The sequence below is a fragment of the Curvibacter sp. AEP1-3 genome, assembly GCF_002163715.1.
Classification (GTDB): Bacteria; Pseudomonadota; Gammaproteobacteria; order Burkholderiales; family Burkholderiaceae_C; genus Allorhodoferax.
This window is the reverse complement of record NZ_CP015698.1, coordinates 62,202-83,529: the sequence shown is the minus strand read 5'-3', so window position 1 is coordinate 83,529 and position 21,328 is coordinate 62,202. Positions and strand designations below refer to the sequence as shown.

The 21,328-nt window shown below is 50.3% G+C and carries 17 protein-coding genes and 1 pseudogene; 12 read left to right on the top strand and 6 right to left on the bottom strand.

What is annotated here, in order from left to right; all coding sequences use genetic code 11:
- Window positions 1-112 precede the first annotated feature (112 nt).
- Window positions 113-892, bottom strand: coding sequence for a S1/P1 nuclease (locus tag AEP_RS00385; protein WP_157672995.1), 780 nt, complete (start codon window positions 890-892; stop codon window positions 113-115).
- Window positions 893-1,046: 154 nt separating this feature from the next.
- On the opposite strand from AEP_RS00385, the gene AEP_RS00380 reads away from it, so the two are divergent.
- The 4 genes from AEP_RS00380 to AEP_RS00365 all read left to right on the top strand — a co-directional run bounded on the left by AEP_RS00380 (window position 1,047) and on the right by AEP_RS00365 (window position 4,572).
- Window positions 1,047-1,829 carry an endonuclease/exonuclease/phosphatase family protein gene (locus tag AEP_RS00380; protein ID WP_087493560.1) on the top strand — a complete coding sequence of 261 codons (783 nt, stop codon included), beginning with the start codon at window positions 1,047-1,049 and terminating at the stop codon, window positions 1,827-1,829.
- Between the two features lie 173 nt (window positions 1,830-2,002).
- Window positions 2,003-2,446, top strand: coding sequence for a LexA family protein (locus AEP_RS00375; RefSeq protein WP_087493559.1), 444 nt, complete (start codon window positions 2,003-2,005; stop codon window positions 2,444-2,446).
- A gap of 20 nt (window positions 2,447-2,466) precedes the next feature.
- On the top strand, window positions 2,467-3,768 hold the full coding sequence (locus tag AEP_RS00370) for a Y-family DNA polymerase (RefSeq protein WP_087493558.1): 1,302 nt from the start codon (window positions 2,467-2,469) through the stop codon (window positions 3,766-3,768).
- A gap of 3 nt (window positions 3,769-3,771) precedes the next feature.
- The gene (locus tag AEP_RS00365; RefSeq protein WP_232459886.1) at window positions 3,772-4,572 is read left to right on the top strand and encodes a hypothetical protein; all 801 of its coding nucleotides are present in this window, start codon (window positions 3,772-3,774) and stop codon (window positions 4,570-4,572) included.
- 255 nt (window positions 4,573-4,827) lie between these two features.
- On the opposite strand, the gene AEP_RS00360 is transcribed toward AEP_RS00365, so the two are convergent.
- Together AEP_RS00360 and AEP_RS20565 are read right to left on the bottom strand one after the other, a co-directional pair.
- Entirely contained in the window at window positions 4,828-5,457 is a 630-nt protein-coding gene (locus tag AEP_RS00360) for a hypothetical protein (protein WP_087493557.1), read from the bottom strand.
- Between the two features lie 81 nt (window positions 5,458-5,538).
- Window positions 5,539-6,186 carry a hypothetical protein gene (locus AEP_RS20565; protein WP_157672994.1) on the bottom strand — a complete coding sequence of 216 codons (648 nt, stop codon included), beginning with the start codon at window positions 6,184-6,186 and terminating at the stop codon, window positions 5,539-5,541.
- A 51-nt stretch (window positions 6,187-6,237) separates the two neighbouring features.
- Between AEP_RS20565 and AEP_RS00355 the strand changes: the two genes are divergently transcribed.
- A complete protein-coding gene (locus tag AEP_RS00355; protein ID WP_087493556.1) occupies window positions 6,238-7,521 on the top strand; it encodes an AlbA family DNA-binding domain-containing protein in 1,284 nt (427 codons plus the stop codon).
- Between the two features lie 75 nt (window positions 7,522-7,596).
- Here the strand turns inward: AEP_RS00355 and AEP_RS00350 are convergent, their stop codons facing one another.
- Window positions 7,597-8,379: a hypothetical protein gene (locus tag AEP_RS00350; protein ID WP_087493555.1), complete on the bottom strand. Its 783-nt coding sequence runs from the start codon at window positions 8,377-8,379 to the stop codon at window positions 7,597-7,599.
- A 43-nt stretch (window positions 8,380-8,422) separates the two neighbouring features.
- Window positions 8,423-11,611 carry a DEAD/DEAH box helicase gene (locus AEP_RS00345; RefSeq protein WP_087493554.1) on the bottom strand — a complete coding sequence of 1,063 codons (3,189 nt, stop codon included), beginning with the start codon at window positions 11,609-11,611 and terminating at the stop codon, window positions 8,423-8,425.
- 407 nt (window positions 11,612-12,018) lie between these two features.
- Between AEP_RS00345 and AEP_RS00340 the strand changes: the two are divergent.
- The 4 genes and pseudogenes from AEP_RS00340 (at window position 12,019) to mcrC (ending at window position 17,167) form a co-directional block, all read left to right on the top strand.
- Window positions 12,019-12,942: pseudogene (locus AEP_RS00340) on the top strand (IS3 family transposase).
- Between the two features lie 76 nt (window positions 12,943-13,018).
- Complete coding sequence (locus tag AEP_RS00335) at window positions 13,019-13,603, top strand: class I SAM-dependent methyltransferase (protein ID WP_087493553.1); 585 nt, start codon at window positions 13,019-13,021, stop codon at window positions 13,601-13,603.
- 58 nt (window positions 13,604-13,661) lie between these two features.
- Window positions 13,662-16,106, top strand: coding sequence for an AAA family ATPase (locus AEP_RS20560; protein ID WP_157672993.1), 2,445 nt, complete (start codon window positions 13,662-13,664; stop codon window positions 16,104-16,106).
- Window positions 16,107-16,108: 2 nt separating this feature from the next.
- Entirely contained in the window at window positions 16,109-17,167 is a 1,059-nt protein-coding gene (gene mcrC, locus AEP_RS00325) for a 5-methylcytosine-specific restriction endonuclease system specificity protein McrC (RefSeq protein ID WP_157672992.1), read from the top strand.
- A gap of 496 nt (window positions 17,168-17,663) precedes the next feature.
- Here mcrC and AEP_RS00320 read toward each other — a convergent pair whose 3' ends face one another.
- Window positions 17,664-18,176 (bottom strand): AAA family ATPase, encoded by a 513-nt coding sequence (locus AEP_RS00320; RefSeq protein WP_087497100.1) that lies wholly within the window; start codon window positions 18,174-18,176, stop codon window positions 17,664-17,666.
- A gap of 239 nt (window positions 18,177-18,415) precedes the next feature.
- On the opposite strand from AEP_RS00320, the gene AEP_RS00315 reads away from it, so the two are divergent.
- The 3 genes from AEP_RS00315 to AEP_RS00305 all read left to right on the top strand — a co-directional run bounded on the left by AEP_RS00315 (window position 18,416) and on the right by AEP_RS00305 (window position 19,941).
- Window positions 18,416-18,928: a hypothetical protein gene (locus AEP_RS00315; RefSeq protein WP_157672991.1), complete on the top strand. Its 513-nt coding sequence runs from the start codon at window positions 18,416-18,418 to the stop codon at window positions 18,926-18,928.
- Window positions 18,929-19,085: 157 nt separating this feature from the next.
- Window positions 19,086-19,403: a hypothetical protein gene (locus AEP_RS00310; RefSeq protein WP_087493550.1), complete on the top strand. Its 318-nt coding sequence runs from the start codon at window positions 19,086-19,088 to the stop codon at window positions 19,401-19,403.
- Complete coding sequence (locus AEP_RS00305) at window positions 19,387-19,941, top strand: hypothetical protein (protein ID WP_157672990.1); 555 nt, start codon at window positions 19,387-19,389, stop codon at window positions 19,939-19,941. The genes AEP_RS00310 and AEP_RS00305 overlap by 17 nt, the downstream gene beginning before the upstream one ends.
- The last annotated feature ends 1,387 nt before the right edge of the window (window positions 19,942-21,328 follow it).

The following is a 21,328-nucleotide window of genomic DNA, read 5'->3' as shown; positions in this document are numbered from 1 at the left end:
GCTAGTCTCCTGATTTATGTCGTTCGATACTCACGAAAGCCGCCTGACAAACATCAATGACTCAAAGCAGAGGACCTTAACTATCTCGCCTTGGGCATTGACCAACCAATGGTTAGCCCAGTTCATTCAAGATCTGGGCGAGCCGATAGCCTGCAGCGGCTAGCCGATAGGCCATGACAGGAATGTAGCGGTCCACATACTCTAGCGTTACCAACCGGTCTGGATAGAAGCCCGCTTGCGAAACAATCCTACAAGACTCCATCGCAATCGAAGCGGCATTGAATGCAGTCTTTTGAAGTGTCAGAGGCCTCACCAGGAGACTTTTGACTATCTGTTCGTTCTCTTGTTGTAGCGACTTGATAAGCCCGGTGTCCCACACAGCGTGCAAGTTACTGCCACGCATGAAGGATTGAAGCTGAAAGCTGTTACCTCCTCGGTCATCACTGAAGCCCGCATGTAGTGGTTGGTGAATGTCCCCGATGAAGTGCACCACGTACTTCAAGGCCGTCAGGCGCTTTTCGTCGTCACCGGGTGTGCGCAGGACCTCAATCTGTCTATCAATGGCTGCGATCACACACTTGCCATCGAGGCAGTCTCGTTCTGGCCGGTAATTGCAGTCACCACGGGGGAAATTCACATAGTGCCAAGCAGCGGTAGCCGGATTGCGGTGTTCGTCGGCCCAGGTCGAAATGCTGGTTAATGTGGCACCCGGTTCTTGAGCTAACAGGCGATCAATCTCTTTGCGTGCTGTTGGGGAGACTTGGGCTTCTGCCAGCATCGCCACGATCTTGTGTCCATCGCTTCCCCATGCCATGACAGGTTCGCTTATCAGTGCACCGGATGCGAGAAGCGAGACAAGCAAAAGCTTTACTCCCTGAATCTTCTTGACCAAAGCCTTCCCACTAATTCTGAGTATTGACGGAGCTGTAGTGTTAATGTTCATCTGAAAATTAAGGCTCAACAGAGAGAATCCTCACAGGTTTTGGCTCTGCTGGATAAGCCTTTCCTCCCAATTAATTGGCAATGTATTTTGAGATGGTTGACGCATGTCCATTCAAGTTATCCAGTGGAACATCTTTATAGGTTCAGATGTTGCCTTGATTTCTGATTTGCTTCGATCTGTCCTCAAGCCTGTAGCAATTGTCGAATTGCAGGAAGTCTCAGAGACTTCCTTTAGGCATCTGAAAGATGCGTTGAATCCTGACGATTGTGATTTCAGCCTTTTGCATCGCGTTCCAGGAAAGCATGAAGGACGCAACCGTCGTATGGGTGTGGCTACATTTGTCTTTGGCGGAAAGATTACCGCATCATCCGTGCTTCAGCGTTCGGTCTTTCCGGAGAGAACCTTGTTCACTGAGATCGAGTTTCAATGCTCTAAAGTCTCAGTGCTCAACTTCCACTCACTCACGGGTGTTGATTACAAAAAGGCGAAGTCTTCCAACTTCGCTTCTATTGCAGATTTTCTCGAGTCAGGGAAAGTGGACTTTGTGTGCTGCGATGCCAACGAACCCAAAATAGACAGCATTAATTCATCTGAAATCGAGTTTTTCGACAATAGAGATGGAGGCAAGTGCGCTGCAATGATTTTTGGGGGTGACCCCGTGCACAAGTTATCTGACTCTTTCAAGTCATACCTCGCGACGTTGTCGGAAATGACACCGGCTTCTCCACTCGCTATCTCTCATGTGACCGGAGGGAAACCCCGGCGCTATGACCACATTCTTCATGCGCCCACATGGCGAGTGACGGCCATGCAATACGAGTACGACCGCGCACTCGGGGCGACGAGTGACCATGCCATAGTGTTTGCTGAATTTGAACGCTGCTGAGCACTCGTAAAGAGCGCACATACGTTGATTCCAGGGTTGTCCGAACTATTCGCGCTGTTGGCTAGAAGTTGCACGTTCTTCTACATTGAAGGTCGAGTATCCCAAGCGGTGAGGAGCGCAGATCGAAAAACCAGGGGTTTGCATTCGGGCGACTACCTCGTTAAACTGTATAAATGTACAGTAATCGCGCTAGCCATCCTCCGGTTCTCATCACCACGTCTTCCTGCCTGCTGGACCTAGTCCCAACGCGCATCTGCGCAGGCTTCCCCAGCCCGGCAGAGGACCTCGGAGCTGAACGCATTGATCTGTCCAAAGTCCTGATCACCCACCCTCAGGCGACCTTTCTGCAGCGTGTATCCGGTCACTCCATGAAGGATGCTGGCATCTTCGACAACGACATACTGGTCATCGACCGAGCCATCAAGCCACGGCACAAAATGATCGTGGTGGCTGTAGTGGATGGTGAGTTCACCGTCAAACAGCTCTACCAGCGTGCCGGACGGGTCAAGCTGCAAGCTGCAAATCCCACCTATCCCGACATAGTGCCCAAAGAAGGCCAGACCATCGAAATTTGGGGTGTGGTCACCAGCTGCATCAAGCAGTTTCCATCGGCCTAAACACGTCCGTCAGTTCTTCTATGTACGCCCTGGTAGACGGCAACAACTTCTATGTCTCGTGCGAGCGGGTCTTCAGACCCAGCCTGAACGGTCGGCCCGTGGTCGTCCTGTCTAACAACGACGGATGTGCGATCGCCCGTAGTAACGAAGCCAAGGCGCTGGGTATTGCCATGGGCGCACCCTGGTTCCAAATCAAGCACTTGGCCGAGGACGCAGGCTTGGTGGCTTTGTCTGCCAACTTTGCGTTGTATGGCGATATGTCCGATCGCATGATGAGCCTAGCAGCAGGTCTTGGTCCTGCCCAGGAGATCTACAGCATTGATGAATCCTTCATTGACCTCAGTGGCGTCAAAGGTGACCTGGTAGAGCGCAGCCAGAAGATCCGGGCTCGCATCCTGCAGTGGGTAGGTATTCCTTGTGGCATTGGCATAGGTCCGACCAAGACCCTTGCCAAGCTCGCCAATCACATCGCCAAGACCGCCGAGCGCAAGCCGGGAACCTACCCCGACAAGCTCGCTCAAGTTTGCAACCTGGAATCTCTCGAACAGCAAGAGCGAGATGCCGTGTATGCAGCCACTCCAGTCAATGAAGTCTGGGGTGTAGGCCGGCGAATCGGCAAACAGCTCCAAGCCGGAGGCATCCACACGGTGTTGGACTTGATGCAGCTGGACCCTGCCACCGTTCGTAGCAAGTGGTCCGTGGTGCTGGAGAGAACTGTCCGGGAGCTTCAGGGTACCCCGTGCATCGACCTGGATCACACCCCGACTGCCCAAAAGGAGATCGCCTGTACGAGATCCTTCGGGCGGCCCATCACCGAGCAGCATCACCTGGCTGAGGCGGTGACTGAGTTCGCATCCCGAGCCGCAGAGAAGGTTCGCAAGCAACACAGCCAGGCCGGACAGGTGCTGGTCTACATACGCACAAGCCCATTCCGCAAAGATCTCCAGTACAGCCGCTCCATGGTCACTCCACTTCGCAGACCCAGTGCGGACACGGCCTGCATCGTCAAAGCAGCGCTCCAAGGCTTGAATCACATCTTTAAGCCGGGATTCAACTACGCCAAGGCAGGCGTAATGCTGCTGGATCTGCAGCCCGACACCAACCAGCAGGCAGAGCTCGACCTGGAGGATGGTGATGCAGAAGAAGACCGAACTCGCCTCATGACAGCCATGGACACCCTGAACTACCGTTTTGGCAAAGGTACGGTCCTGACCGCTAGTGCTGGGTTGGACGGAGTGCGAAGAGAGTGGTCGATGAAGCAACTACGCAGAACCCCGGCGTACACCACCCGGTGGGATGACATGCCAGTGGCGAGGGCCTGAGACATGACAGAAACCAAAACAGAAACCAGCAAAGACACCGGCAAAGACACCCACAAGCTGCGCAGTGCCAAGCACATTGCAGTCGTCAATGGCATAGGACTCAAAAAGGTACATGCCAAACGACTGAGAGACATGTACCGCTCTGCAGGATGGCCTTTCTTGGATGTCGTGGAGATCGAACTCCTGGCTGCCGGTCTTCTCGAGCGACTCCAGGAAGAGGGTGGTCATGAACGCATGCGAGTAACTGACGCAGGTATTCAATTCCTCGCACAGGCAGCCAACTCCAATCGACAAGCCAAGGATCCCCACGAAGCGCTCGTAGAAAAGGTAGCGAACGAAATGCTAAAGGAAGGTCGGCTGGTATGGACCAACCTGAGTCTCAGAGCCAAGGTGACTTTGCAGGACGAAGAGCAGGTAAGTTGGCGCTACTGCATGCCAGATGTGTTCTCCATACGGAACTCCTCAGTCCAGGCCTACTTGGAACCCGTAGTGCATGAAATCAAAGTGAACAGAGCGGACTTGCTGGGAGATCTTAAACAACCGGAGAAGCGTGCTGCTTATCTAGAGCTCGGAGGGCAGTGCTGGTATGTCTTGGGTCGAGATGCCAAGGACAGGCCCATCGCAGAGCCTGATGAAATTCCGGTTGAATGTGGCGTCATCCAGCTGGTTCAAGAACGACTAGAGATTCTGCGGATGGCGCCCAAGAGGCAGTTCAATCACTTGCCATTTGCTGTCTGGATGAACCTGGCCAAAGCTACGCCGTTGCGGCGATCAGATGCGGAACCGTATCAAGTGATGCACTGATTTGCATCACTCGAAGGTGTCTATCCTAGAGTCAAAACTATTCAAGCAAACAGCCTTTTTGCACCAATGGCTGACATCCGCCAATGACACCATAGGAGGGCAGCGCTCTGGTTGGCAGGTGGCCAGATGGGCTCAGCTTCGAGCTATACCGTCTATGTGCGCTGTTAAAGTTAAAAACAGACGGTGAAACGATCAATTCAATTTGTCCGAATCGAGTGTGCGATCCTTGGTCTTGTTCGAAGTGGCCTTGGAGAGCTACTTGGGGCGTTGGTCATTCACCTTCACAGTGCCGCGGTTCTCTGTGATCTTCGCCAACTTCTTAGCGCGCTCTTCCAAATCATTCGCGGCGCTGTTAGCAAGGTTTTGCAGATAGAACGGTTCGAGTGTGCAAGAAACTTTCTGTGATTGCACACGATCAACAGCCTCCTTCAAACGTCGCAGTGTCATTTCTGCAACAAGGCTGGCTTCGATGAACTCGTGCCGATTGAGTCGTAGTGGGTCAACCCGACTAAGTGCGTTGGCGATCGCATCCAACTCAATGCCGATTTCGACCAATTCTGATGGAGTGGCATGGCCACCTAAATTCTCAAAATCATAGATCTTTCGAGCCACCTTAGCAGCACCACCTACGAGCTGAAACACACCCTCAAGCACCTGTGTCAGCGCATCAAAATCTTCGATCTTCTTTCGACGTGTCTCTAGAGCGTGTGAACGATCAACCGCCCAAACCGCCATAAAGATAGCAGCGATGGAACCGATCGCTTGAACCCATGCAGCCATGTTCGGATTGTCATTTGCCCAGACAACGAATCCGGTCCAACGTAGGACTGCCGCGCAGCCTGTCGCAACCAGCATGAATCCAATGAATATGTAAAATTTCTGCATCTTATACTTCCCTCCACTTTGTCAAATGGAGCAACCAATCTGCACTCCAAATGCAATCACGTGGTATTGCGAACAATCAAATCACATGAATTCCCATAAATCAACCCTGGGAGGATTAGTTCGACGCTCGTTCCGTGATTTCCCTGCAATTGACAAGGCATGAGCTGCGCCAACAAGAAGCACTCCTATCGCAGGTGAGGTTTGGGAGCAATGAGTGCCAATGCACTGCAGCATGGCTTCATCTCGAAGCTCGTTGGTGCGTCGCCATGCTTCATAAATTGTTGGGAGTTTAGTGTCGTGTGACAGCCGTTGAATAGCGATCTCCATCACCTGGTAGATCGCCGACCAGGCATCTCGACATTGTTCACTGTTGAGATATGCGAAACCTCGCTTAGCAGTGTTCGCCGCATTTTCATCGATCAACTGGCGATATTCCGAACATGTGGCTGTGATCCTTCTGTCCATGTATTGCCAATCCCTGAAGAATGACTCATCCGGCGTTGGAAGATCTACAGGAACTAGCGCCAAACCAGTTCTTTCGCGGTATCTTCTTGCAGCACGAGATTCGAGATTGCTACAGGCGCCAACATCGTAGGCAGGAAACGACGCAGGTGGAATTTCCAAGAAGATAACATCCGGTCGAACACTCTCAAGAATGTCGAGCAATGCCGAAGCTGTAGCGAGGCCACTTTCTTGGTGAACGGTCCCGACTAAAAATATCTGCGTCATTTGAATCCCAGAAACGTCGCTTAATCACCTTCGCTTAATGGAGTGCTTTGGATGCTGGAATTCAACCAGAAACTGGCATCCGATTCCAATTCCAATTCCAATTTGAATTCACTAATATTTACTTCAATGAACCCAGTCGACCACCTTCCCCCTTGGGCGGATTCAGCTGCAAGTCAGCGTCTACCAAAGTTATGTTCTCAAGGCGAGGGGCAGCAGGTCGAATTCAAGGAAAGGTTGCCATCACAAGGACATGACATAGGTAAATCTATAGCAGCATTTGCATCATCTAACAATGGCGTGATTTTGTACGGAATATCGAATGATGGAAGCGTCGTCGGGATTGAAAATGGACACGACAGTGAAATTCGAGATTCAGTTTCTCAGCGTGTTTCCAACGCTTCCAAGGAAGTTCGACCACCCGTAAACCCAACCGTCACATGGGCATACCATGATGGAAAGGTGGTCTGTTTTGTGGAGGTGGAGCGGGGCAGTGAAGCAATTTATTACTCCAATCACCGCCCAATTTTGCGCCGCGGATGCATTTCCCGACCGGCTGAACCTTCTGAAGTTGAACTAGCTTTTCGGTCGAGGTTTTCACCTAAACCTCAAGCACAGGCTTTGCCATCAAGCCGCCAGATCGCGGAACGAATGTCGAGTGTGCTGGAAAAGATGAACTCAAATCGCGTCGAGCCACTTGCCGTTTCAGATCTTGCCCTCGCAATGGGATTTAGTTCGCCTGCGGAGTTCGAAGCCGTTTTGGTAGGCCAGGCTCCAGCTACATTTGACCTGATAGATGAATTCTGCACTTGCTTTGCCGTCAACAAGGAGTGGTTGAAAACTGGGCGGCGTTCACCCTTCTTTCCAGAAATTGAACACCGCTCCAACCCAGAGCAGTGCCTCGAACTGATCGACGCAGCGGAGTGCGAAACGGTCTATGCTGTCCGAAGTAAATCAGTTGTCGGTGAGACGTTTCTCGTCATCGAGAGTAACGCATTGAAGTTTTGGCTGATACCTGACGTCTGGCACGTTAGCGATCATGTTGGCGGTAAAGGCGCAAGTGATCTCGCAAGCCTATACAAGCTATTTAAGTACTGGGCTAACGGCAATAGTCCCTATACGGTGCTTGGGCGGTACATTGAGCCGAAATTGGCTGAGTCGATTTGGAACGGATTGACCTATCCGGGGGTCATTGCGGATATGCCACTGAGTCATTGGTGGGACGATCTGACTGACCTCGACCACAACTGGACGTCACGGAAGGGGGCACTTAAGGCCTATGGAAAGCAGTTTGTGTCGGCACAAGACATCATTCGTCGATTGATTGCGCAGCAATGAATTTGATGGAGACAACCGCCTAAGCAATAGGCTGCTGCGTTCATGTTCTGGATTGCCGATGCCTGCTCCGTTCGATCAATGAAACCGCTCTTGAAATCTGTCCAACTTATCGGTGATGTCCTTTTCGCCGCCCACCAAAAATGAGTGCCCTTTACGAATAACTTCAATCGTCCATTTTTCGCCACTAGAGTTTTTTCTCGCGTAACGAGATATAAGCCTGTCAAAGTCGTGCGACCTACAAACGAAATAGTTGTTTTGCCAGCGGGTTCCAGCAATGGTCCGAAAAACAAGTACGTAGTAGTGCTGTACGTTGTTGTAGTCCTGATGCGCGCGGGTGCTACCCGTGAATCGCATCGTCCCATCGCCGAGCTGACTCAATGTGGCGGTCTTGACTTGAACGGTTCGGATTTCGCCTTTCCGGGTAGCAAAAAGATCGACGCCATTGTCATGGGATGGCTTGGCTGCATTCCAACCAATAGCCAAAATTTCACTCATGACAGCGTATTCGCCAGAAAGGCCAATAAGTGTTGTGTCATCCGTAACCACCAGCGTTGGTGTTGTAGCCGTCACTGTACTACCGGCATTCGGCCCCAGCTTCCATCCATTGGTGTTACCGTCAATCTGGCGCCTACTGGCAGGCACGTTGTCGACGTGTCTATTCAACAAACGAGAAAACCTGGCTGCTAAATCATGCAAGGAACTTTGATCGTGCCAAGGCAATTCAATGCCCTGGCTCTGCCAGGTTTGCCTCAACTCTGGAACGATCGCCTTCCTCAAAATTTCGCTGGACCTGAGTTTGGATTCTTGATCATGATGCAGCACAAACACTGCAATCATCAACGCTTGTTCTTCCGTCATACCTTTTCCTAGTTGGTCGGCACAGGCTTCCTACACCAGAGCACTATTTGGCCCTCTTTGCAGGTGCAACCTTCTTTGCTGGTACAGCCTTCTTTGCTGGTACAGCCTTCTTTGCTGGTACAGCCTTCTTTGCTGGTGCAGCTTTCTTTGCTGGTGCAGCTTTCTTTGCTGGTGCAGCCTTCTTTACAGATACCGGCTTTTTGAATGGCACATCAAAAATCGTAACCCGAACACCAAGCTGGCGGGCATAGCCAATCAATCCATCGAGCATGTGAATTAACTGCGCGGTCTCTGCAGTTCGTTGAGTCGGATCGGTAACCGCATCACGCAGTTGCTTGATATCGCAACAACCTGTAGTTACCAACATGACATGTAAATTCGCATTGGCACTCAGAATGATGTCGTTGCGTAACTTATCCCACAGTTTTGAACCCACAGGGCAGTTGGAGGGTAAGCGGTAGAGACATGGGATGCGAGTCTTATTCCAAAAAGCTTTTGAAGTCCAACCGTTCGCACCATCAGGTTTCTCCTCAGCCCTGGTAAGGTAAACGAGGTTTTTCATCGCCTGGGCGACGACGTCATGAAAGGCAGACGCAGACACCCCTGCTCCGGATCCGGCCTTCGCATGTACAAGTGCGATCGCCTTCTGATCAAAATTCGCGTAAATAAAGTCAGCGCACTCTGATCCAAGGTCATCACAAATCACAAGTTCAGGGACAAAGTCCAGAGGAAGATCCAGGTCCGCAATACGCCTAAACAGTGACCCTTCGATGAACTTATTAGCCTTAGAACCAACCGTTTTTGCCGCCTCCAATTCACTTTTTGTGCCCTTTTCGTTTGAACAAGCAGCGATCTTTGGTCGCTTAATTTGATCAAACAACGCTTTTTCAGCATGACCGTAGTCAATCATGTAAAAGTTTCGGCCCTGATACACATGGGATCCACCTGTAAGTCCAATGAGGATCAAGTCTTGGTTTTGGTTCAGGAATTCTGCAAGACTCTTGCGGCTAATTTGAGTACCGGCAGTCTCAGATATGTAAGCATCTGCAGCGCCACGTGACTTAAACCAGAAACGGCCCTTTGATGGCTGAAGTTCAATTGACAGAGGTACAGAAAATTGTTTCGGTGGTGATGAGCCATCTTGAAACTTAAACACGCATTCAAAAAGGCTGGGGGTACTCACTCCAGCGGGGAAAACAGCAACTGAAGATTCGATAATTTCAAGAGAGTTTTCCTTAAGATCAACGACATCAACGTCCGAATGGGAGAGGTCGATGGAAAGAGATACTGGGGTAGGTGCGGTGGGTGTCACGCATGGCTGCATGTAACGTTGAAGTACAGGGTGATCTCCGCTGGCGGCTGCTAGTGCATCCCCAATCACTTGCGCCCAAGTCTGGAAGTCTGTGACCGTATGTCGACGCCGCATTCGCTCCGACAACTCTTCACGAACACGCCCCCTCTGCAATCCGATGTAACGGCGAGCCCCGGGTTTCGCTCCACGAGCCGAACGACAGATCTGTACTCTATCGGTAAGTGAGGCGGGAATAGCTTTCAAATCGTGACCTCGATGCTCCGAGGCCCGAAGAACGGTGTCGAAGGGAACGGCGCTGCTTGTGGCAACGTTAGTAATTCGATAAGTTCCGTCCAGAAGATTCGAGAGATCCGAAGCACCAACTCCGACTGTTCGCTCCTCCAAAAACGCCTCAGGGAATGTTCCGGTCGTATCAGAAATCAGCAGATAGTCTCCTGCTACAACTGCGCAGTGAGCCTCAAGAGTGATCTCATAGAGAGAGGTTTTTTCAAGAAGGTTCGAGTTCTCTACGCAGGCGTACACCCACAGCGCGTGTTTGCCCGACTCTTGGCAAGGCGCGTTAGCCTCCCCCAAAATGACTGCGTCAGTTAGGTTCAAAGCGTCGGTGCAGTCCTCGATGTAGTCCTTCAAAGAAAAACCTGGCTTAGTCTTCCGAATCAAGACGCTTGGCGCGATAACGACTTGTGGATCAGCTGATAGCGTATCTGTCTGAAACCGCTTGCGAAATCGACCATCAAAGTACTCAATCGCAGGCTGCATTCCCAATAGCTCATCCACTATGCGCCTGTAGTGGTTCACGTCCAAGATATCCGTGTCTTGCTCGAACTCACGGTAGGCCTCCCACCTTTGAAATAGTTCGAGCTCGGGCGGAGCCATCATGACAGCGGACGCATCAGCTATGTCAGACTTGTGAGTGCGCAACACACGCCCGACCTGTTGGACCAGCTTTCGGTCACTGCTTACATCGCACATGAAAACGACACAGCAAAATCGATGGTCGTCCAGGCCTTCAGTCAGCTTGTTTTGATGGACCCAAACTTGTGCTGGGTTAGTTCGCGGAGGAACATCTTTGAACAAGTTAGGGTCTCCAACCCCCTCGAACTTCTCATGAATACCAATTGCAGCGATTCCAGCGGCATTCAATACTGAGACGGCTGTCTCGATATCTCTGGACCCCGCGCAGCAGACTATCGCGCGAGGGGAAGTGCTTGGAAATAGGTTACCGGAAAGCCATTTGGTCCATTGCACCGCAAACAATTGACTCAGCGAGCGGATATCCGAAGAACTCGTTAACGGCTGAAACTTCAGACTACGAATAATGCCGCTGCTCTCAGCCACCTTGTGAGAGAAGTGGTGTACGTTTTCGTTACTCTCGATGCGGAAAAGCTTGAGGTCGTTGCGGTACGGAGTGGCAGTAAGCAAGACCATAGGCTTCTTTAAGTCTTTAACGGCTCTTCCCCATTCGATAGCTGGCTCGTAGTGGCATTCATCGACCACAACAGCTTCAAGAGAAGCTGAGAGGCGTGTGTAGATCGATGGAGATGAATGACGAAGTTTGGTGAGCGTGGCAAACGTGCAAATGATCACCTTGCAACTCGGATCATCGATAACCTTGGCCGCGTCTTTCGGCAACATCATCATGACCTTGGCTAAGGGTTTTGTATATCCGACGCTATCCCAAAAGTCCTTTTGAAGCGCACTCTCCATTTGGTCACGGAGGTTTGACCATGGAGTCAGAACTAGTGTCCGACCTCCGACAGATAAGAGAGAAAGGGATGCAATGACTCCAGTCTTTCCGGTCCCCGTGGGCATTCGCACCAGAAATGGACCTACGCCGTTTTTTCGGCGCTGAATTAAAAAGTCTAGCGCATTCTTTTGATGTGGCCACAGTGCTAAATCATCTGGTAAATCTGCGAACATTCAGTCTCCCTCTATCTTGTAGATGGAAGCCTAACAGAGGGACAGACCAGTTTTGCGGGTCTATGCGGAAATCAATACTCGAACAATAGAACCGTCAAAATAATCTGAACTTCGACCGCTCCAAGCACCAAAGCTGGTAGCTTCCAATTCACAGATTTGCATGAAATGCGGTGTATTGGGTCATGAATGAGCATCGAATAAATGTTCCTCGCATGATGACCAAACAACAACGAAGTTGAGCATCAATTTACGGTGGAAGTAATTCGCCAAGCTTCAAGCCGAAAAAAGTATCGTGTCTGATCATTCGCAGCAATAAAAGCTCGCATTCCGGCTCTAGAGGACAACTGAATCGCCCCGGGTTTGTAGACACCGGATAACCTCAATTTCAAGAGGTCGAAGAGGTGTTTATGAACAAGCCAACAAGGTTCCCCGAAGAATTCAGAATCGAAGCTGTCAAACAGGTCACCGAACGTGGTCACCGTGTAGCTGAAGTAGCAGCCCGGCTCGATGTCAGTCAGCACACAGTTTCATCCCAGTGGGTTCTATGCCTGGCAGCAGACACCCACGTCCGAACGCGCCTAGGACGACCAGCGTGTCTTGGGGCTTATCAAGCAGTCCTGACTGGAGAGCGGCACGGTGTACGGGTAAAGCAAGATCACCTGTGACCTGTGCGATCTGGGCGAGGCATGCGGCAAACAACCTGTGGCGCGTTTGATGCGCAGCGAAGGCTTGCGCTCCAAGACTGGCTATGGCCGCCGTCCCGGTGGGCATGCTGGAAAGCCTTCAGGTGTTTCACCCAACCATCTGCAGCGCCAGTTCGACGTTCAGGAGCCCAACAAGGTATGGATCACCGACATCACCTATCTGCGCACCTATGAGGGGGGCTGTTCTTGTCGGTGGTCATGGACCTGTTCTCGCGCCAGATCATTGGCTGGTCTATGAATGAGCGGATGACCAGCGATCTGGCACACAATGCTTTACTAATGGCGGTGTGGAGGCGCAAGCCCAAATCAGAGGTCATGGTGCATTCCGACCAGGGCAGCCAGTTCAGCAGTTACGACTGGTAGGATTTCCTCAAATCGAACAACCTGCTGGGCGGCATGAGTCGCCGGGGCAACTGCCATGACAACGCTGTGGCTGAAAGCTTCTTCCAGCTACTCAAGCGTGAACGCATCAAGCGAAAGTTTTACACAACCCGAGAGGAGGCACGCCAGGACGTCTTTGATTACATCGAAATGTTTTTGAACCCCAAGCGCAGGCACAGCCATGCAAATGACCTGTCTCCTGTAGAGTACGAGAAGCAATATTTAATGAGGCTCAGGTCTGTCTAGAGAACCCGGGGCGATTCAACCTTAAATCGAATCTTTAGTGCTGGCCACAATCCATCTGCAATTCATTTTCCTACCAATGGATCAAGTGACCGTCGCCTATTACTCTGCAAAGGCTGCGACGATAGCTGGCAATTACGAAAAATTAGCCAGTAGTCTCTCCGGGCATTTCCAGGAGGCATTCCGTCCCAATTCAAAGATTTTGGACATAGGGTTTGGATCTGGTCGGGATTTAGCACTACTGACAAAACAGGGCCATGACTGCTATGGCGTTGACCCTGCATATGAAATGATCGCGGAGGCTCATTCCCACCATCCTGAGCTCGTCGGTAAATTGACTAACGGTGCACTACCAGAACTCAACTCCCCATTCAGTGGAGCATTCGACGGAATTCTTTGTTCCGCTGTGCTCATGCATATACCGACCGAAAAAAATCACCGAGCTGCGCAATCAAACAAGGACTGTTTAAAGTCCAAGGGAAGACTCCTGTTTTCAGTGCCTGGCAAACGCTTGGATCTGGTCTTTGGCAATCGCGACGCAAGTGGTCGCTTATTTGAGTCGGACGAACGGGATCAGATTCAGCAAATCTTCGAAGTGCTGGGGATGACTTTGCTCTCCATCTGGATCGATGGCGACAGCTTGGGACGCGACGAAGTGCTTTGAAAATCAGTTTTAATGGAAAAACGATAAAGTCAACAAGACTAAATAAGGGAGCGAATATATGAGCAGATACTGTGGTGACGTCAACACTTTCCCCATATTGGAAGCCGCGACACAATGGCGAGATAGGGCCTTGGTGGAAGACGGGTCTGTATTTACAGATCGGAATCTTTGGACATCGGCTGGATTGGAATCTCTAGAGCAGTTCTTCATCAATAGCCCCGATGAAGGTTCGGGTAATTATGTTGACAAGTTACAAGCTCAACTCGCTCAAACGACTTCTGAAGTAAAGCAACTTGCATCTGAGATGCAGTGGCTTTTGCTCTTGGCAGCCAGCAATACTCTAGCTCCAAGAAAGCGTCAAATCACAGCGCGTGTGTGGGAATGGTCCGGAGAGGCGCTGCCGGAGTCTGCCAGTCCCCTACTTACAAATGAAGTACTGCGAGGAATTGGGAACGGCGGCCCCGGCTACAACAACCATCGGTGGAGAGAACTAGTTTTCTGCATCAACACACTGCTGAATTTTAAAAGACTCCCGGTTCTAGAACGGCAAGAGCTTGTTGCTGATAGTTGGAAGTTTGCAAGATGGCTTGAGACAGTACCAGACTCTTCTGCCAGACAGTTCCGCCACATGATTTTGTATCTCCTGTTTCCGGATGATTTCGAGCGGATCTGGGGCAAGGGAGACCGCCGAGCTGTGGCGATAGCGTTCTCCGGGTTGAGTGCCCAATCAGTCAACGGACTTTCGCCATTTGAGCTGGATGAAACACTTCGCAAGGTCCGATTTGAGCTAGAGAAAAAGTACGGAACGAATGAACTGGACTATTACCTGCCGCCCCTTAAGGGGCTTTGGAAGCCTCAAGATTTCAAGGCCACCACCGAAGGAATAACTGCATCACACGTGTTCCAGGCTATTGCCGAAGTCGATGAAAGCGGTATCCCGCCAGATGCACATTCCACCACGTATGACCTACTTCATGCAGGCAAAAGGTACCCGCCGAAGTTGATCCTTTCCTTCGCTGCTAGATATGCAAATGGCTCCGAATTCGACCGAAAAGATTTTTCAGGGGGTGAGGCTTCACCAGCCTTCAAACTATTGAAAGCTCTTGGCTTTGAAATCGTCCCGAAAGAAGGCCTTAGGGATTTACTCAACAAGTTTTTAAAACAGGCAGAAGCAATGAGCAGCCTTGCGGTTTCATCCTATGCAGCTGACTACCGCGGACTAAAGGTAAAAGTTAGTTTTGGCCAGGGTGTCCAAGCTCGAGTTCCATGGGTCGCATTTTTGGGACCAGGTCAACAAGTCAGCAAAGGAAGCTATCCAGTTTTACTCTATTACCGCGAGGCAAAGGAGCTTATCGTTGCCTATGGAATCAGTGAAACCCACTCTACCGAAAGTCTCTGGAAAGACTTAGCAGGTCGAGATACGATTAAGGACTTCCTCACAAAGAAGCTGGGCAGACCGCCTGAGCGTTATGGTGATTCCTTTGTCGCAAAGACATTTCCAATTAGCGAAGTTATGGATCTGGACAAGATCGCACAAGCAATTGATAGCGTCATTGGCCAGTACAAGCCAATGCTTAATCTCGCAGCTGAGCCCACACAAGATGAAGTCGAATTGATTTCAGAAGAGCTCTATACGATTGACGATGCACTTGAAGGTTTATTCATCGAGCGTGGCGACTTCGCACTTATCCTGAAAAGGCTGGAGGTTAAGCAAAACCTTATTTTGCAGGGTCCGCCTGGGGTTGGTAAAACCCACTTCGCCAGGCGAGTTGCACACGCTCTGGCAGGCTCTAGAAATCGGACATTTGTCGGGATTGTGCAGTTCCATCAGACCTACTCCTATGAAGACTTTGTTCAAGGATTTCGTCCGAGCGGTACCGGATTCAACTTAAAAAATGGTCTTTTCTACGAATTTTGTAAGACTGCAGAGGCAGACCCTGAACAGAATTACGTGTTTGTAATCGATGAGATCAATCGGGGGAACTTGAGTAAGGTATTTGGTGAGTTGATGATGCTTATTGAGTCCGACAAACGTGGATTGGACTTCGCCATTCCACTAACCTATTCCGCGTCATCAGACGAGACTTTCTTCGTCCCGAAAAACGTATATTTGCTTGGCCTGATGAATACCGCTGACCGTTCCCTGTCAATGGTGGACTACGCCTTGCGCCGAAGATTCTCATTTTTGACGCTAAAGCCCGGATTCGACTCCCCCAAGTTCGCAGAATTCTTGCGCGAGCACAAGGCAAATGAAGAGCTAATTAACCGACTGATTGGTGACATGTCTGCATTGAACTCAGAAATTGAAGGAGACACATCCAACTTAGGACCTGGTTTTGCTATTGGGCATAGCTACTTTTGCGCCGGCTTGTCTGGAGAGGGAGCAACCAAAGCTTGGTATCTTGAAATCATTGAAACAGAAGTGCTTCCACTCTTGCACGAATACTGGTTCGACGACAAGCAAAGAGTCGATACCTGGGAGAAAAGACTTTTGAGAGATTAGTCTTGACCCAGCCCACTATCCCCATCAAGAACCTCTACTACCTCCTCTGCTACTCATGGGATCAGTTGGAGCAGGGAGAGCTCATTGATGTTGAGCGTTGCCCGTCTACGGAATTGGTAGATCTCTTTACCTTGGTACTTTGTGATGGTGTACGGCATCTTTCGAGACGTGGTCTGGAACAAAGTTACCAGCTTAGGACTGAAGTTCTGTCTACCCTTAGGGGACGTATCGATGCTTTTGGATCTGCTAGAAAGTTTTTGCCAAGCTTAGGCAAGGCTGTTTGTCAATTTGACGAGCTGACTGTCAACTCACTAAACAATAGGCTCATCAAAGCAACGCTAAAGAAGCTAAGTGTGAGCAAAGGGTTGAACTCGGAACTGCGAAAACAGACAGTCATCATTTTGAAAAGTCTTCGTAACATTGAGGACATTGTGGTCACCAAGCGAGAATTCCAAAAGGTCCAATTGCACAGCAATACGCGCTTCTATCGCTTTTTGTTGAATGTCTGCGAACTCATACATGACTCTTCGTTGGTGGAAACTCAGTCCGGGTCTACGAAATTCAGAGAGTTTGTGCGCGATGAGAAGGCCATGGCCCGAGTTTTCGAAAGATTTTTATACAACTTTATTCAGAGGGAAATACAGACCGTCAAAGTGAAGCGCGATCGAATTGAATGGCAGGCTACAAGCCTTAGCGATCCATCACTCGCTCTCTTACCTTCCATGAATACTGACATATCAATCAGCCGAGGTGCAGATCGACTTATTGTTGATGCCAAGTACTACACGACCACCTTGAGCTCTCGCTGGGAAACTGAAAAGATTCATAGCCACAATCTTTACCAGTTACTGAGCTATCTAAACAATGCACCGAAAGAAGGTATCGAAAGCACGGCGGGTATGCTGATCTACCCAAAAGTAGATAAAAGTCTGCGGCAACGCTACGTGATCAACGGATTCCCAGTCTGCATTGCAACGGTTGATCTCAATCAAGACTGGCCATTGGTTCATGCGGAAATGGTGGACTTAGTAGATTTTGCATTTAACTCCAAAGTTACTTGAATCAGGAATTCGTGAGCCCCCTTCGGACGATTGATCATTGCTTTTTGACTGATCAAAGTACTCCAATTTTCAAATGGCGAGACTTTCAGTTGACGACAAATAGTTAAAGTTTTCAGACTAAATGGCCGCTGGTCACCGCCTGTGTGGATACCTTACAGCCCTTTTCCGCCATAAAGTCAGAAAGGTATCGGCGAAATTGCGATTCGTCGGGCGCTTGCTGCTCTCTGAGCGTAAGAAAGAAGGCATCGAATGCTTCGCAACCTGGTGAACGTGACGTCAACCAGCGATACATGGAAATCTGCGTATTCCGGTTGACTTGACCATCTGTTCCGGAAATTGCTCACCACAAACAGCTGGTTTTCTTGTGCTGATCAGAGTGAGTTGCTCCGGAGGCGATCAATGTCATCTGTGGGTCGACAGCCGCTTTGGGCCAGAAGCAGTCATTGGACAATGTCTGCTTTCAGGCGGTAAGCTACCTGATGAGGCTCGAATGCGGTCACCCACTATTACGCAATTCGCAGCGCTCGAAGATCCTTGATGCCGCATCCACTGCGCTCAGTTGTGCCGAATCTATAACCAGTCGATGGGTAGACCACGGCTCGTACTCGCGATTTTGAACCTCTTCCCATGTTGGCAAGGTGTGTCCCGGGATGTCAGCCTCGCGACTCTCTACACGCCGCCGATGCTCGTTAATGTCTGAACACACGACCTCCACTTCGACGAAGTGAGAGCTGGCACCTGCAGCAACTGCGCGCCAAGCCTCACGAATGGTTGCCAGTGGGTTCACGGCATCAGCTACAACGGTTGCGCCCAGGTTGAGATTGGCCCGTGTCACCTGGTAGGCTACAAGGTAACCCAATGCTCCCAGCACATTGGGGTCGTGCAACGACGGCAAGATGGCTTGCTCAATGGTGTCGACACGCACGTAGGCAGCGCGACATCTGCGTGCAAGTATCTGGGCGATGGTGGTTTTTCCTGTCCCAGGAAGACCAGATAGAACAATCAACATGGCAATGATTCTGCCTCGGAATCGGATCTGGTCGGTCACTATGTGTGTGACATGTGAAGAGGGACTCGGCAGGTGCGAGCCAGTTGGAGAAATTCTCAATGACCGCTTTGGGTTAGCAATGCATGTTCCTAAATCCACCTGAATGGGGGATGGCGTGACTTGCCTTTAGAAGTCAGAATTGCAGCGAAAGCGGCAATTTCCAAAAAAAGTTCTTGTTCGCTTAGATTGGACCAATGCCCATGCAACACTCGTTCGCACCCAATCTCCTGAGCATTGCAAAGCTGCTCTTCTTGGCTATCGCCGTCGGCGCATCGAGCGCCGTGTTTGCCGCCAACAATACTCCACAGGAAATTGCTCGCTATTTAAAGAAGCAGGGCCCGGTACTCGAGCATCGAGTCTTTCGTTCCTCCGCATCAAACCAGATAGTAGTGAGTTTCTGTATTGATGAAAACTTCAAGGGTGGGGCAAACGCAGGGGCTAGTAACCCTGCAAACGTTTACTGCAAGGTAGCCCTTTTCAATAAGAAAGAAAAATGGACGTTTGCGAATCAGGCTTTTCTCGGGCAGGGTACTGTTCGCGAGTTTGCAATCGACAAGGTGCTAGCAGAGTCAGTCACCTATGCCCCAGAAGACCCGCTCTGCTGTCCGAGCATAAAGAAAGAGCTTGTCTTCAAAACCGGGGGAGGAACACTTGTGGCATCTCCCCAATTATTGAGCGCTAAGCAAGGCGCGAACAGCCGTGACGACAAGTGAACTCATGCGTTAGCCTTCCATTTGAGTGTCCGTTATCAGCCTGTTGAAGCATCAGTTATGCCGCACAAGCAAACTTCCTCCAAAGCACCCTAAAAGAGATATCCATATAGTAGGGGATTGGTTAAAAAGTTATTTCGACTTCAATACGAATCTGCCAATGAGCTTACGTCTTACTGCCCTGATCTTTGCATCACTTTGTGTGACTTTTGTGCAGGCCGCACCGATTCAACCTGTCGAAGCTAGCCTTCAGCCGATGCATGCGCGGATTGCTTCAATTGAGATTGAGATTCAGACTCTCGCCAGAACTAAACAAAACTTGGTCACTTCCAACGAAGACCGTATGCTTGCTGAGCGGAAAGTTAAATCTCTCCAGTCAGAAAAACGACGTCTCGAGGCAGAAATCAAGTTTGCGAAGGACATAGCCCATTCGCCGTTAGTCAGTTTCATTGCGTCTTCAAATGATGAAGCGCGATGAATCACTCATCGATATGCGGACGTCTGCTTTCAGCCTTCAACTGCCATTTGAATTGCCTGTGCTCCGAAGTGCGCTCACATTTGTATTGGTTGCAATGACCTATCTTCGCTGCATACTTTTGTTTTTTGTGCTCTTCTCGGATTCAAGCTTTGCTAAGCAGCAAAACTTTGTTGAATGGCTTATCTATCCAGCGCAGGCAGAGAGTCCGGGAATTGAGTTGCCCACAGAAAGCGGACCTTGGAGGCTGTTGCGTGCCGACGGGAGCCAGCTAACTGAAATGCATCAACCAAGGTTGAAGCCAGGGTACTCCTTTAACTTTGGTCAATGCCGCATCAATGGTTTCATTCGAGATGACATGATCGCGATGGTGCGGCACGTAAAGGCACGCGAATGGTCAAAGGATGTAATAACAGTTTGGATTGCAGATCCGAAGACGGGACGCTTCACCGTCCATTCTGGAAAAAACATTGAATGCAGGAATGAAGGCTATGGTGTTTGGCCTTGCCTACAAGTGCAGAGCCGTTACAACATTAGTTGACTTGAGAAGTGAAATACAGCTCCATTGATCTATAGATTTCAACCTCTGCCATCATGTCTGAATCAGACTGTTAGGAGACATTCCCAGTGCTCCAAAGCGGTCGCTCAAAGGGATAGCAGGAAAGGGCTGGAAGCGGTTATCGCTGAGATGGGCAGGGAAACCAAAATCCAAGGGCATCAGCAACCGCTGGCTTCGCCGGACCATCAATATCAAATAGGCCCTGATCCACGCCCACTTCAGCAGCTAATAGCGCGGCGCTTTCGTTTGCAACGTCAGTCCGTCCTTTAGGTGGGCATACGAGATGCTTCGCCCGAAGCGATTTGTATGACGCCAAGATGTAGTTATCAAACTGCTTTCGAGTATTCGCGTCCCCGCTTCGCCATTCGGCTAACTGCCGAGCACTGGCTGGATAGCTCGCTGGTCCAGCAACGGCACAAAAGCAGGACACACAGAATAGAACGCAGACAGAATACTTCATACGGAGTTTGCAGAATTTCAATGACTGCTTAGGGATGGAGTTGGGATTATCTGCATCAATTGCAAAGGTCTGCTTCCGCGGCGTAGCCGATTGTGGAGCGTGGTATGTGTCGTGTAAATCACCCAAATGGGTGAGTACATGCAATGACTGCTTCCGCTGCAGAGCTGAAGCTCAAACAGGCTGGTTCCCGTCGTTCAATTGGCACCTGCGTTGGTTAGTAAGCAGCGGAAGTCGCCAGTCTAAATATCAACCGAACGGGGAATATTCAGGCTCCAGCCTTCGCCTGATAATCGCCCCATTCAATGCATGAAATTCTTGCTACAACCTCTAGGACCGTAATGTTTCATAACCATAAGTACACAAATGAAATTTAGTCGCGGAAAACCTGATCAATTCCACTATCGCACGCCTTTCACACCTCTAGAATCCGCCAGAGTCAGTTGGGGTTTGGGCTCCTGTTTCTTAGTTGCCGCGCTAGTCGAATGGCTGTACCCATCCACACCGTCTACTCGTAGCAAGTTGAGTTGGCTGTTTTCAATGGCACACGAGCTAGTCGGTTTGCCTGGAGAGGTTGTCGTGTGGGGCATGTTTGGGGTCATTTTGATTTTTTGTGGCTGCGCTTCTTGGCTTCAAAGCCGTCCGCCGCGTACTCGTTAAAGTAGAGTCCTGAAAAATTTGAACTACCGAGTTAGCCTTCTGGAGACCTCAGGAGTCAAAAACCGAACGACACCAATCGTTACATAGGCGACCTCCGCATGCACGCCCCATTCGTATCAGATCGGATGTCCGCTTTTGGGTAGCTAATCCAGGAGTGCGGAGGACCGCTTTGGGTCGATAGCTGCCGGTGGTCATGACCAGCGTACTGGTCACCAATTGCCGTAATGATGGTCAGTGAATTCCGGCCTACGT